The organism is Vibrio fortis (assembly GCF_000695685.1).
In the GTDB taxonomy this organism is placed as follows: Bacteria; Pseudomonadota; Gammaproteobacteria; order Enterobacterales; family Vibrionaceae; genus Vibrio; species Vibrio fortis_A.
This window is the reverse complement of the sequence record NZ_JFFR01000028.1, coordinates 244,746-258,086: the sequence shown is the minus strand read 5'-3', so window position 1 is coordinate 258,086 and position 13,341 is coordinate 244,746. Positions and strand designations below refer to the sequence as shown.

The following is a 13,341-nucleotide window of genomic DNA, read 5'->3' as shown; positions in this document are numbered from 1 at the left end:
ACTAGCCAACGTATCTCGATTCTCCGCTTAACCCGCTGAAATGTCCACTGCTTCCCCCAAGTCACCGCTTAGTTCGAGACAAAACCACTTAACCTGACACCCAACCGCTTAACCTGGCACCCAACCGCTTAACAAATCTGAAAACCACTCAATCAACCACAGCGCCACTTAAATCGCTATACGACCACTAACGTCTTAAGCACAAGCTTCTCGCCAACTGCTCGCTTATTATCCACCCTGACTTAATTAATACATTCAGGGATAACAGATTATGATGTGGTTTCTAACCTGTGTTGCGGCACTCATCGGCGGTTACTTTCTTTATGGCACTTTCATTGAGAAGGTGTTCGGCATAAACGAAAAACGCCAAACTCCGGCTCATACAAAACAAGATGGTGTGGATTACGTTCCAATGTCGACACCAAAGGTTTACCTTGTGCAACTGCTTAACATTGCAGGTGTTGGTCCAATCTTCGGCCCTATCATGGGTGCCTTATACGGCCCAGCAGCAATGCTTTGGATTGTGCTCGGTTGTATCTTCGCAGGTGCCGTACACGACTACTTCTCAGGTATGCTATCTATCCGTAATGGCGGTGCTTCGGTTCCAACCATCACAGGACGTTACCTAGGCAATGGCGCAAAACACTTTATGAATATCTTTGCCATTGTTCTGCTTCTTCTTGTGGGCGTGGTATTCGTATCAGCTCCAGCAGGCATGATCACGAACCTAGTAAATGACCAAACTGACTTCGCGATGTCTGCAACAACGATGGTTGTGGTTATCTTCGCTTACTACATCATCGCAACAATTGTCCCTGTTGATAAAATCATTGGTCGCTTCTACCCACTGTTCGGCGCACTGCTTATCTTTATGTCTGTTGGCCTAATCACAGCCATTGGCTTCTCTGATGAACACCAAATCATGGGTGGCTTTGAAATCAGCGACATGTTCACTAACATGAACCCGAACGACCTGCCACTTTGGCCTGCTCTATTCATCACTATCGCTTGTGGTGCTATCTCTGGCTTCCACGCAACTCAGTCTCCACTAATGGCGCGTTGTATGGAAAATGAGAAGAACGGTCGCTTCGTATTCTACGGTGCAATGATTGGTGAAGGCATCATCGCTCTTATCTGGTGTGCACTTGCACTATCATTCTTCGGTTCAGTTGAGTCACTATCTGAAGCAGTAGCAAATGGTGGTCCAGGTAACGTGGTATACAGCGCTTCATTCGGCCTACTGGGTGTATTTGGCGGTATCCTTGCTTTCCTAGGTGTAGTTATCCTACCAATCACTTCTGGTGACACTGCATTCCGTTCAAGCCGTCTAATCCTTGCTGAATACTTCAACATGGAACAGAAGACACTGCGTAACCGCCTACTGATGGCTCTACCACTGTTCGTTATTGGTGGCATCCTGACTCAAGTAGACTTCGGTATCATCTGGCGCTACTTCGGTTTCGCTAACCAATCAACAGCAGTAATGATGTTGTGGACAGCTTCAGCTTACCTACTACGTCACAACAAACTGCACTGGGTAACGACGGTTCCAGCTATCTTCATGACGTCTGTGTGTATCACATTCATCCTGAATAACAGCCAACTTGGTTTCGGCCTACCAATGCAAATCTCAACTATCGTTGGTGTGATTAGTGCTCTGGGTGTTGCGGCTTACGTAATCAAGATTTCTAAAGGCAAAGGCGAAACCGACCTTGCTGATGAAGAGAAAGAAGCAAAAGGCGTAACAAAAACAGCCTAGCTTATCGGGTTCAAACCCCTTCGCTTGCTCCACCTTAAATTAAGGTTGGAAACTCTACAAAGCCCATCCTAGTGATGGGCTTTGCGTTACTAGGTAGATGGCCCTTAAACTATACCTATAACCAATGCGGTATTACCTAGTGCTTAAAGCTTATGTCGCTTCGCCTTAACCCATGCAGAACTTTTTATTAGTGGATATATGGAACTGATTCTCTCGCTACTTCAACAAACCTGTGTCTATTTGGTACTGGCTTATATGATCAGTAAAACACCTCTGATCCTGCCACTGCTGAGTATCTCGTCACGGCTCAGTCATAAAGTCAGTTGTTATATCCTGTTCTCACTGTTCTGTATTATGGGCACTTACTTTGGCTTGCAGATCAACGATGCCATCGCGAACACGCGCGCAATGGGGGCGGTAATGGGCGGTCTGTTTGGTGGGCCTGTAGTTGGCTTTGCCGTCGGTTTAACTGGCGGCATCCATCGCTACACCTTAGGTGGATTCACAGACCTTGCATGTGCCATATCGACCACAGCAGAGGGCCTAATCGGTGGCTTACTGCACGTCTATCTGGTGCGTAAGAACAAAGCGAGTCAGTTGTTCAATCCGATGGTGGTGTTTTCCGTAACCCTGTTTGCTGAAATCATTCAGATGCTGATTCTGTTGGCGGTCGCTAAGCCATTCGCCCAAGCCTACGCACTGGTGTCCGACATTGCAGCGCCAATGATCATTGCAAACTCAGTCGGCGCTGCGCTGTTCATGAGCATCATCCAAGACAGAAAAACCATCTTTGAAAAATACTCTGCGACCTTTTCGCGCCGCGCGCTGACCATTGCCGAGCGCTCGGTTGGTATTCTTCATGGCGGCTTTAACTCAGACAACGCACAAAAGATTGTCCGTATTATTTATGAAGAGACCAACGTTGGTGCGGTGGCGATAACCGATAGAGAGAAAATCCTCGCATTCGTTGGTATTGGTGATGAGCACCATATCCCTAATACTCCGATCTCCTCTCAAAGCACTTTAACGGCAATGGAGAAGAACGACATCATCTACTTAGATGGCAAAGAGAACCCATATCAGTGCTCCCTCTCAGCAGATTGTAAGCTAGGCTCAGCTCTGATTATCCCACTGCGTGCGGGGAATGAAGTTGTCGGAACCATCAAGCTCTACGAACCGAAGCTTAAACTCTTTTCGACCATCAATATGTCGATGGGTGAAGGTATCGCTCAGCTGCTATCGAGCCAGATTCTGTTTAGCAACTATCAACAACAGCAAACCTTGCTGACGCAGGCTGAAATTAAACTACTGCATGCGCAAGTCAATCCACACTTCTTATTCAATGCTCTGAATACCATCAGTGCAGTCACAAGGCGTGAACCAGATAAAGCGCGAGAGCTGATTCAGCATTTATCACACTTCTTTAGAAGTAACCTCAAACAGAACATCAACACCGTCAAACTGAAAGATGAGTTGGCGCACGTTAATGCCTACCTCACGATCGAGAAAGCGCGTTTTACCGATCGCCTAGAGATTGAATGGGATATTGACCCTCAGCTTTATGAGGTCGAACTACCAAGCTTTACCCTTCAACCTCTGGTTGAGAACGCCATCAAGCACGGGATATCTAATCTTCTTGAGGGGGGAACAGTGAAAATCTATAGCGAACTCCATCAAGGCAGCTACCGAATCACAGTGGAAGACAACGCAGGCAGCTACGAAAAGCCAAGTAGCGATCATGTAGGCTTAGGTATGGAGATCGTGGACAAACGTCTAACCAATTTCTTTGGACAAGACTCAGCTCTAAAAATAGAATCTCAGCCACAGCAATTTACGCGTATGAGCTTTATCATTCCAAAGGCGCTGTAACGCGCGATTCAACATAACAGCGTATACTGACACAGTAGATTGGAATTAAGGTATTTGGATGTTAAAGGCATTAGTCATAGATGATGAGCTGTTCGCTCGCGAAGAGTTGATTGAGCTGCTCACTGAAACAGAAAAAGTGGATGTGATAGGTCAAGCGAGTAATGCCATCGAAGGGCTAAAGCAGATCAACCACCTCAAGCCAGACGTCGTTTATTTAGACATTCAAATGCCGCAGATCACCGGTATCGAGCTACTGAGTATGCTCGACCCAGAGAACATGCCCTACGTGGTATTCGTTACCGCTTACGACCAATATGCGATTCAAGCCTTTGAGGATAACGCCTTCGATTACCTCCTCAAGCCGGTTGAGCCGTGTAGGCTCAACAAGAGCGTTTCACGCTTATGTAAGGTGATTAAGCAGAGCCAGCAACCGCCTGAACAAGACATCAATGCTATTGCACCATCGCACTTGGAGCAGATTCCGTGTATCGGTCACAACCGCATTGTGATCATGGCAAGCCAAACGGTCGAGTGCGCCTATTCTGACCTGAGTGGTGTTCACGTTCGCAGCGCGTCACAAACCGCCTCTTCTCAACTGACTCTAAAAGTCCTAGAAGAGAAAACTGATCTGATCCGTTGTCATCGCCAATATTTGATCAACATAAAGGCGATCCAAGAGATCAAGCTTCTGGAAAACGGTCTTGCGGAGATCATCACTCTAACGGGCTTTGAGGTACCTGTTAGTCGTCGCTATCTGAAAACTCTCAAAGAGCAGCTTGGTATCCACTAACGTTTTCATTCAATGTACTTCAACTCATTGAAAAAAGATCAAAAAAAGCCAACCGCAAAGGTTGGCTTTTTAGTTCAAAACTTTTATCAAACGCGATGATTAATCAACTTGTTTAATCTGAAGCTCTTTTGGCACTTCGAAGAACATATTCTCTTCGCGGCCTTGGATCTCTTCGATGCCTTCAGCACCTAGCTCGCGGATACGATCTAGAATTTGATTAACCAGTTCTTCTGGCGCCGAAGCACCTGCCGTCACACCGACTTTCTTCTTGCCTTCAACCCACTCTGGTTGAATGTCTTCTGGGCAATCCGTTAAGTAGCCTGGGGTACCCAATTTCTCAGCCAGCTCTTTCAAACGTGTTGAGTTTGATGAGTTCTTAGAACCAACAACAATCACCACATCAACATCGTTCGCCATATCACGAACCGCATCTTGACGGTTTTGTGTTGCGTAACAGATATCGTCTTTACGTGGGCCTTGGATCTCAGGGAACACGCGACGCAGCTCTTCGATCACATCAGCCGTCTCATCAACAGACAGTGTCGTTTGGCTTACATAGTGAAGGTTGCTTGGGTCTTTAACCACCAGCTTTGACACATCTTCTGGTTTCTCAACCAAGTACATGCCACCAGTATCGCTAGCGTATTGGCCCATGGTACCTTCAACTTCAGGGTGACCTGCGTGACCAATCAGAACCACTTCCATATTTTTACGGCTCGCACGAGCCACTTCCATATGTACTTTGGTTACCAGAGGACAAGTCGCATCAAAAACCGTTAGATCGCGCTCTTTGGCTTCTTTACGAACCGCTTGAGACACGCCGTGAGCAGAAAAGATAACAATGTTATCGTCTGGCACTTCATGAAGCTCTTCCACGAAAATCGCACCGCGTTGTTTCAAACCTTCGACAACAAAACGGTTATGCACCACTTCATGACGAACATAAATCGGTGGTTGATACAATTCCAGTGCGCGCTCCACGATACTGATCGCTCGATCAACACCGGCACAAAATCCACGCGGGTTAGCTAACATTATTTTCATTTTATTGCTCAGTTCTTTTATTGCGAATCGCTTACAGCGCGACCAAGATCATTCTACAGTTCGCGTTTAGCGAAGCGGGCATTCTACAGGGAAGCGCAAAGACAGTGAAGCTTCGAATTGTTGGCAAAGATGAATCGCCGTCTATTCTACCGCTAAGATGTTAACGTCAAACGTCACGTCTTGGCCTGCCAGTGGATGGTTAAAGTCCACAGTGACAGAGTCGCCAGCAATATCAGTAATGATGCCTGGAATTTCCATACCATCACGACCAGAAAAAGCCATAATAGTACCGACTTCAATCTCAGTGTCGCCAGCAAAACGTGCGCGATCCATGTGATGAACATTATCTGGGTTAGGCAAACCGAACGCATCTTCTGCTTTTAAATCAATCGACTTTTGCGTGCCTGCTTCTAGTCCTAATAGGCACTGCTCAAAGTTCTCACTCAAGCTACCATCGCCCATTACAAATTTAGCTGGCTTGCCCATGTTCTCAGTACTGTCAGCAATGGAACCGTCTTTCATCTTAATGGTAAAATGAAGTGTTACTGCTGAGTCATTCTTAATTGCTGTCACGTTACTTTCCTTGGGTTGTATCAATTATTATTTTTCCTCACAGAGAATAAACAAAAAGCGCCGCCGGAATCAACCGACAGCGCTTAGGGCTATTATATTCTGTGAGTCATTAAGTGACTTGTAGAGCTTATTTGCTCTCATCCTTTTTGCGGAATCCATCTAAGATGATCATCGCAGCACCGATACAGATACCCATATCAGCAAGGTTAAATGCAGGCCAGTGGTATGTGCCCCAGTAGAAGTCTAAGTAATCCACAACAAAGCCGTGAACAACTCGATCAAATACATTACCTACCGCACCACCAATGATGATTGCATAAGCGATGTTATTCCACTTCTCTGTCGCCGGCAGTTTGCTCATCCAGTAGGTCAGCATACCCGTGACTACAAACGCAATACCTGTGAACAGCCAACGTTGCCAGCCACCTTGATCACTCAAAAAGCTGAAAGCAGCACCGTAGTTATGAACATACAAGAAGTTAAAGAATGGCAATACCTCAATACGGTTTGCCCAGCCGTAACCCATATTGTCCATCACAAACAGCTTGATGCCAATGTCCGCAAGAAAGACCAATAAAGCCAGCCATAACCAACGTACGCCCGACTGCTTTAGTGAAAAATCACTCATGCTTATTCCTATAAATCTATGAACTTCTCTATTCTATACAGCGAGATGCACACATGAAAGACCAATATGGTGGCTGAACCTCCATCCGCTTTGATGTTGCGCGCCACTGCATAAAAATGACCAGCCGTATCGATCGGCATTTTATCCCAGCTAAAAATAACCCCAGTAGATACTGGGGCTATAAAAACTAAGCAAAGTTCAATTAATCACTGCTTTAGATTATGCGAACTTACGCACTTCACCTTCACCAGCAACGTTAGTCACACAACGACCACACACTTTCTCGTGACCTTCGATTGTGCCAACATCTGGCGTGTGGTGCCAACAACGGTCACACTTCTCGTTCTCTGTCGCTGCAACTTCAACGAATAGACCTTCAAGGTCTGTCGCTTGTGCTGCATCGCTCTTCTCGCTTAGAGGCTTAACAACAGCAGCTGAAGTTAGAAGAACAAAACGTAGTTCGTCTTCTAGCTTGTTGATTTTCGCTGCTAGTGCATCGTCTGCGTACAGAGTCACTTCAGCTTGAAGTGCACCGCCGATAGTTTTCTCTTTACGAGCATCTTCAAGAAGCTTGTTCACTGCGCCACGAACAGATTGGATTTCAGTCCAGAATTCGTTGCTTAGTTCTTCGCCTTCCGCTAGACCAAATAGACCTTCGAACCACTCACCTGTGAATACGAACTTGTCACGTTGACCTGGCATTTCGTTCCAAATTTCGTCTGCTGTGAACGACATGATAGGTGCCATCCAACGAACCAGAGCTTCTACGATGTAGTAAAGCGCAGTTTGACAGCTGCGTTGAGCGTGGCCGCCCTTCTTCGCTGTGTACTGACGGTCTTTGATTACATCTAGGTAGAAAGAACCCATCTCGATAGAACAGAACTGCATTAGACGTTGAGTTACACCGTGAGTGTTGTACTCACCGTATGCTTTCACGATCTCTTCTTGTGCAGCTTGTGCGCGGCCTACAGCCCAACGGTCTAGTGCCACCATCTCTTCAGCAGGAACTAGGTCTGTTTCTGGGTTGAAACCGTTCAAGTTCGCTAGGAAGAAACGCGCTGTGTTACGAATACGACGGTAAGCATCTGCTGAACGCTTCAGGATCTCATCAGATACCGCTACTTCACCTGTGTAGTCTGTAGAAGCAACCCATAGACGCAGAATATCTGCACCTAGCTTGTTGGTTACATCTTTAGGTGCAACAACGTTACCGATAGACTTAGACATCTTACGGCCGTTACCATCTACTACGAAGCCGTGCGTTAGCACTTGCTTGTATGGCGCTTCGTCTTTCATCGCGATAGATGAAATTAGAGAAGACTGGAACCAACCACGGTGTTGGTCTGAACCTTCTAGGTATAGATCAGCTTTGTTGCCGTTATACTCTTCACGAGCGTCAACAACTGAGTAGTGTGTTACACCTGAATCGAACCATACGTCCAGTGTATCTAGTACTTTCTCGTATTTGTCCGCTTCTTCGTCTAGTAGGTCAGAGATTTCTAGATCCCACCAAGCTTGAATACCTTTCTGCTCAACAAGTTGAGCAACTTGCTCGATAAGCTCAAGCGTGTTCGGGTGCAGTTCTGCTGTCTCTTTATGAACGAACAGAGCGATTGGCACACCCCAAGTACGTTGACGAGAGATACACCACTCAGGGCGACCTTCGATCATACCTTCGATACGGCTTTGACCCCACTCAGGCATCCACTCAACACCCTTGATTGACTCAAGAGCTTTAGCACGTAGGCCAGCTTGATCCATCGATACGAACCATTGTGGTGTCGCACGGAAGATGATTGGCGTTTTGTGTCTCCAGCAGTGTGGGTAGCTGTGCTCGTAAGCGTGGTGATGTAGTAGAGCGCCTTTCTCTTTCAGTACTTCAAGTACAGAGTCGTTCGCTTTAAATACGTGTTGACCAGCAAATAGCTCAGTGTCTGGTAGGTAAACACCGTTTGAACCTACTGGGTTTGCTACTTCTAGACCGTACTTGTTACCAACCGCGAAGTCTTCTTGACCGTGGCCCGGTGCTGTGTGAACCACACCAGTACCTGAATCCGTTGTTACGTGATCGCCAAGGATCGCAGGAACAGTGAAGTCGTAGAATGGGTGGTTGAACTGAGTTAGCTCAAGATCAGCGCCGCTCGCAAAACCTAGGTTATGGAAGTGCTCGATACCCGCACGATCCATTACGTCTTTAGCTAGCTCAGAAGCAACGATGATACGCTGTGCAGCTTGATCGCCATTCGCTTCTACTTGGATTAGAACGTATTCAAGATCATCACGTAGACATACTGCACGGTTTGCAGGCAGTGTCCATGGTGTTGTAGTCCAGATAACGATAGAGATATCGCCTTGGCCTTCGTGACCTTCAGCTAGCTTGAATTTAGAAACTAGCGCAGCTTCATCAGCCGCTGTGAATTTCACGTCGATTGATGGAGAAACTTTATCTTTGTACTCAACTTCCGCTTCCGCTAGAGCAGAACCACAGTCAGTACACCAGTGAACAGGTTTGAAACCTTTCAGTAGGTGGCCGTTGTCTGCAATTTTACCTAGAGCGCGGATGATGTTTGCTTCAGTGCCGAAGTCCATAGTGCGGTATGGCTTGTCCCACTCACCCATGATACCTAGACGTTTAAAGCTCTCTTTTTGACCTTCAACTTGGCCCGCAGCGTACTTACGACACTCTTCACGGAACTCAGAAGCAGAGATCTTCTGACCTGGTTTGCCTTTTTTCTTCTCAACCATCAGCTCGATAGGAAGACCGTGACAGTCCCAACCTGGGATGTATGGAGCATCAAAACCAGACAGAGTCTTAGATTTAATAATAATGTCTTTAAGAATCTTGTTTAGCGCGTGACCAATGTGAATATCGCCGTTCGCGTAAGGAGGGCCATCATGCAGTACGAAAGATTTTTTACCTTTCTTCGCTTTACGGATTTCGCCGTAAAGATCTTCTTTGTACCAACGCTTAAGCATTTCTGGCTCACGATTTGCCAGATTACCGCGCATTGGAAACCCTGTTTCAGGTAAGTTCAGGGTATCTTTATAATCACTCATCGATTCTTAATTCCGTTATATTGGGCGAAGTTAGACATTATGTTAATCGGTGGAATCAACCGATTAATTCTTTAGCTGACGCAGCCACACCCTTGCTGCTTCAGCATCCAATTCTATTTGATTCTTTAGTGCGTCGAACGATTCAAACTTTTTCTCGTCGCGCAATTTGTGCAAAAGACGTACTTCTAACTGTTTACCATATAAATTGGCTTTAAAGTCAAAAAAATGCACTTCTAGTTGCTGACGAACCCCATTTACGGTTGGTCGTTGTCCGATATTTGCAACACCACCGACAGGTGAACCATCGATGTCGACTGCTTCAACAACATACACCCCAGAGACTGGAGAGACACAACGTTTAAGTGGGATATTCGCCGTTGGGAAACCTATAGTTCTTCCCAGTTTACGCCCATGAGACACACGACCACTGATACTGTAATCACGCCCTAACATGGCAGCGCTAGAGGTTAAATCGTCAAACGCCAGAGCATTGCGTATTTCAGTGCTACTTACACGCAGCTGGTTTAAGCAGAAGCTTTGGGTACTAACCACCTCAAAACCATACTTTTCACCCGCTTCTTTAAGCATAGCGAAATTGCCGGTGCGACCTTTACCGAAGCAGAAGTCATCACCCACCACCAAAAACTTCACACCAAGTTTGTCCACCAACAGATATTTAATAAAAGCATCCGCCGATAGGTTCGCGAAGTAGTGGTTAAAATTGACACACAATAAACGGCTAATATCCAGCTTACTCAGCTGCACGAACTTATCTCTTAAACGAGTTAAACGTGCAGGGGCTTTGTCACGAGCAAACAGTTCCATGGGCTGAGGCTCAAACGTCATCACGACAGAGGGTAAGCCCAATGCCGCAGCTTGCTTGGATACCTGGCTCAGTACTTCCTGGTGTCCTAGATGTACACCGTCAAAGTTGCCTATGGTTAATACACAGCCGTGATGCTGCGCTTTAATATTGTGAATGCCTCGGATTAGTTCCATTACGACCAGCTAAAATCTGTTATTTACATCATTCATTGTGTGAAACCGACGGATTATATACTAATCAGTATTACTCTGTCGCTGCTTTTAAATGTTTTACTCGGATACCCAAAGCGAACACAGAGACAATATAAGCAAAGCCGCCAAGTGCAATCAAGCCAGTGAGCATAAGCGCTCGGTAACTGAAGCTCCACTCTAGCCACTGTTGCATACTCTCTAGTTGCCATAAAATCACAGCAACCATTGCTCCACCCGCAAGTAATAGCTTTCCGCTAAAGACTAAGGTTGTTTTCGTTAAGTGGTAAACACCAGCTAAATGTAAGCCTCTATATAGCAGTGCCATATTGACAAAGGCCGACAGCGCGGTCGCAATCGCCAAACCTACGTAACCATAGAAATAAGCAAAGATGGCATTAAACACCATATTGCTAACCATTGCGATAATACCGTACTTAACGGGAGTTTTAGTGTCTTGGCGTGAGTAGTAACCCGGCGCTAGCACCTTAATCAACATGAAGTTAAGTAGACCCGACGCATAAGCGACCAGAGACATCGAAGCTTGCTCCACGTCATGAGGGCTGAACTCACCACGCATGAACAACACCATCAACATAGGCTTCGCTAGCACAATCAAGCCGAACATGGCAGGAATACCCAGCAGTAGAACCATGCGTACCCCCCAGTCCATAGTATGAGCAAAGCCCTCACCTTGTGCATCGACATGTTTACGAGATAGCGCAGGCAGAATCACGGTTGCGATAGCAATACCAAACAAGCCTAATGGAAACTCTAAAAGGCGGTCAGAGTAATAAAGCCAGCTGATAGAGCCTGTAGCTAGGAAACTGGCAATAAAGGTATCAAACAGCAAGTTAATTTGGCTAACTGACACACCAAACAGCGCAGGGATCATCAAAGTACGGATCTTAACAACGCCAGGATCGCGCCAACCCCACTTAGGCTTAACTAAAACTCCCTCTTTAATTAAAAAAGGTAATTGGAACAGAAACTGAACCAAGCCGCCTAAAAAGACACCAATCGCCAATCCAATTTCAGGTTGCTCTAGATTCGGTGCAATGAAAAGCGCAGAGCCTATGATCATGACGTTCAAGAACACAGGCGTAAAAGAAGAGACCGCAAATTTACCTAAGGTATTAAGAATCGCCCCAGATAAAGCAACGAAGGTAATGAACCATAAATAGGGAAAGGTGATTTTGAGCATCAAACTGGCTAACTCAAATTTATGAGCCGACGGGCCACCATTAAGCCAGTCGATAAACCAACCCGCACCAAATAGTGCTGTAATGGCACCAGAACCAATCACACCAACAAGAGTAACAATCGAGACCAGAACCCCGAGCGTACCAGACACCCTAGCTATCAATTCGCGAGTCTTATCTTTATCTCCCGCAGCATGGTACTCAGTTAGAACAGGAACAAAGGCTTGTGAGAAGGCGCCTTCAGCAAACAGACGACGTAGGAAATTAGGGATCTTATTGGCGAAAAAAAAGACATCAGCACTGGCCCCAGCACCCATCAAATTGGCCACGACAACGTCGCGCACAAGTCCCAATACACGGGAAACAAAAGTCATCGCACTTACTATCATGCCTGACTTTAATAGTCGTTTACTCACAAAAACCTCTGACACTGATTGATTAGTTCTAAGCGAGGATAAATACTATCCGATCGTTAGAAGCATATTTATTAGCATTGGTCTAAAAATGCTGTTAGAATCCCCGCCATCTTAACCGCGATAACCTTTCCATTCCAAAATTTGTTTGGCTACGATTGGTTTTTGCACAAATCATTTGACAATTAAGCGCAAATGAGGGATAGTCCTCGCCCTTAAATTGTCACCGAACTAAGTTTTTGGGAGTTAGACCCTTGGCAAACAGTAAATCTGCTAAGAAGCGCGCTATCCAAGCTGAGAAACGTCGCCAGCACAACGCTAGCCGTCGTTCTATGATGCGCACTTACATGAAAAAAACTATCGCAGCTATCGCAGCTGGCGATAAAGAAGCTGCAACTGCTGCTTTCGTAGAAGTTACACCACTTCTAGACCGCATGGCGACTAAAGGCCTTATTCACAAGAATAAAGCTGCTCGTCATAAGTCTCGTTTCGCTGCTGCAATCAAAGCTCTTTAATAGATACTTGATTTCAAAGCAAAACGAAAAAAACCGGCCTTGGCCGGTTTTTTTATGTCTGCGATTTGCCGTTTTCTCTTAATGGTCGTTATGACACACATCCATGTGTTCTGAAACTCACATCCAACACCGCTCTATTTCTTACAATAGATACCATGCAGTAACGTAATCATTGCCTTCACCTCTTCACTACTCAATGTGTAGTAAACCGTTTGAGCTTGTTTACGTGTTTCAACTAAACCATCTCGCCTTAGCCATGCTAAATGTTGCGATAAAGCCGATTGACTCAGCTCTAACATATTGCACAACTCACCTACCGATAACTCGCTATCATGTAATAGACACAAAATCTGTAGGCGGCGCTCGTTAGCCATCGCTTTCAACAACACAACGGCTTGTGCCGAGTTTTTCTCCATTTCTTTCAAGTTCATAGTTTGGCTCCCTACTACCTTCAACGCCAACTACGGGCTATCAGTA

General features: G+C 45.9%; 11 protein-coding genes. 4 read left to right on the top strand and 7 right to left on the bottom strand.

The genetic code is table 11. From position 1 onward, the window contains the following. Positions 1 to 271: 271 nt before the first annotated feature. The 3 genes from VFDL14_RS02775 (at position 272) to btsR (ending at position 4,418) form a co-directional block, all read left to right on the top strand. Positions 272 to 1,759 carry a carbon starvation protein A gene (locus tag VFDL14_RS02775; protein WP_032553187.1) on the top strand — a complete coding sequence of 496 codons (1,488 nt, stop codon included), beginning with the start codon at positions 272 to 274 and terminating at the stop codon, positions 1,757 to 1,759. A gap of 198 nt (positions 1,760 to 1,957) precedes the next feature. Beyond that, entirely contained in the window at positions 1,958 to 3,628 is a 1,671-nt protein-coding gene (locus VFDL14_RS02780; protein WP_032553186.1) for a sensor histidine kinase, read from the top strand. 58 nt (positions 3,629 to 3,686) lie between these two features. Beyond that, a complete protein-coding gene (btsR, locus tag VFDL14_RS02785; protein WP_032553185.1) occupies positions 3,687 to 4,418 on the top strand; it encodes a two-component system response regulator BtsR in 732 nt (243 codons plus the stop codon). 99 nt (positions 4,419 to 4,517) lie between these two features. On the opposite strand, the gene ispH is transcribed toward btsR, so the two are convergent. The 6 genes from ispH to murJ all read right to left on the bottom strand — a co-directional run bounded on the left by ispH (position 4,518) and on the right by murJ (position 12,352). Next, complete coding sequence (gene ispH, locus VFDL14_RS02790) at positions 4,518 to 5,474, bottom strand: 4-hydroxy-3-methylbut-2-enyl diphosphate reductase (protein WP_084181922.1); 957 nt, start codon at positions 5,472 to 5,474, stop codon at positions 4,518 to 4,520. Between the two features lie 129 nt (positions 5,475 to 5,603). After that, positions 5,604 to 6,035, bottom strand: coding sequence for an FKBP-type peptidyl-prolyl cis-trans isomerase (gene fkpB, locus VFDL14_RS02795; RefSeq protein WP_032553183.1), 432 nt, complete (start codon positions 6,033 to 6,035; stop codon positions 5,604 to 5,606). A 127-nt stretch (positions 6,036 to 6,162) separates the two neighbouring features. Then, positions 6,163 to 6,663: a signal peptidase II gene (gene lspA, locus VFDL14_RS02800; RefSeq protein WP_032553182.1), complete on the bottom strand. Its 501-nt coding sequence runs from the start codon at positions 6,661 to 6,663 to the stop codon at positions 6,163 to 6,165. Positions 6,664 to 6,882: 219 nt separating this feature from the next. After that, entirely contained in the window at positions 6,883 to 9,720 is a 2,838-nt protein-coding gene (gene ileS / locus VFDL14_RS02805) for an isoleucine--tRNA ligase (RefSeq protein WP_032553181.1), read from the bottom strand. 63 nt (positions 9,721 to 9,783) lie between these two features. Continuing rightward, a complete protein-coding gene (gene ribF, locus VFDL14_RS02810; protein WP_032553179.1) occupies positions 9,784 to 10,719 on the bottom strand; it encodes a bifunctional riboflavin kinase/FAD synthetase in 936 nt (311 codons plus the stop codon). A 70-nt stretch (positions 10,720 to 10,789) separates the two neighbouring features. Beyond that, positions 10,790 to 12,352: a murein biosynthesis integral membrane protein MurJ gene (gene murJ, locus VFDL14_RS02815; protein WP_032553218.1), complete on the bottom strand. Its 1,563-nt coding sequence runs from the start codon at positions 12,350 to 12,352 to the stop codon at positions 10,790 to 10,792. 251 nt (positions 12,353 to 12,603) lie between these two features. On the opposite strand from murJ, the gene rpsT reads away from it, so the two are divergent. After that, on the top strand, positions 12,604 to 12,864 hold the full coding sequence (gene rpsT, locus VFDL14_RS02820; RefSeq protein WP_032553178.1) for a 30S ribosomal protein S20: 261 nt from the start codon (positions 12,604 to 12,606) through the stop codon (positions 12,862 to 12,864). A 134-nt stretch (positions 12,865 to 12,998) separates the two neighbouring features. Here rpsT and VFDL14_RS02825 read toward each other — a convergent pair whose 3' ends face one another. Next, positions 12,999 to 13,295, bottom strand: coding sequence for an ArsR/SmtB family transcription factor (locus VFDL14_RS02825; protein WP_032553177.1), 297 nt, complete (start codon positions 13,293 to 13,295; stop codon positions 12,999 to 13,001). Between the last annotated feature and the right edge of the window lie 46 nt (positions 13,296 to 13,341).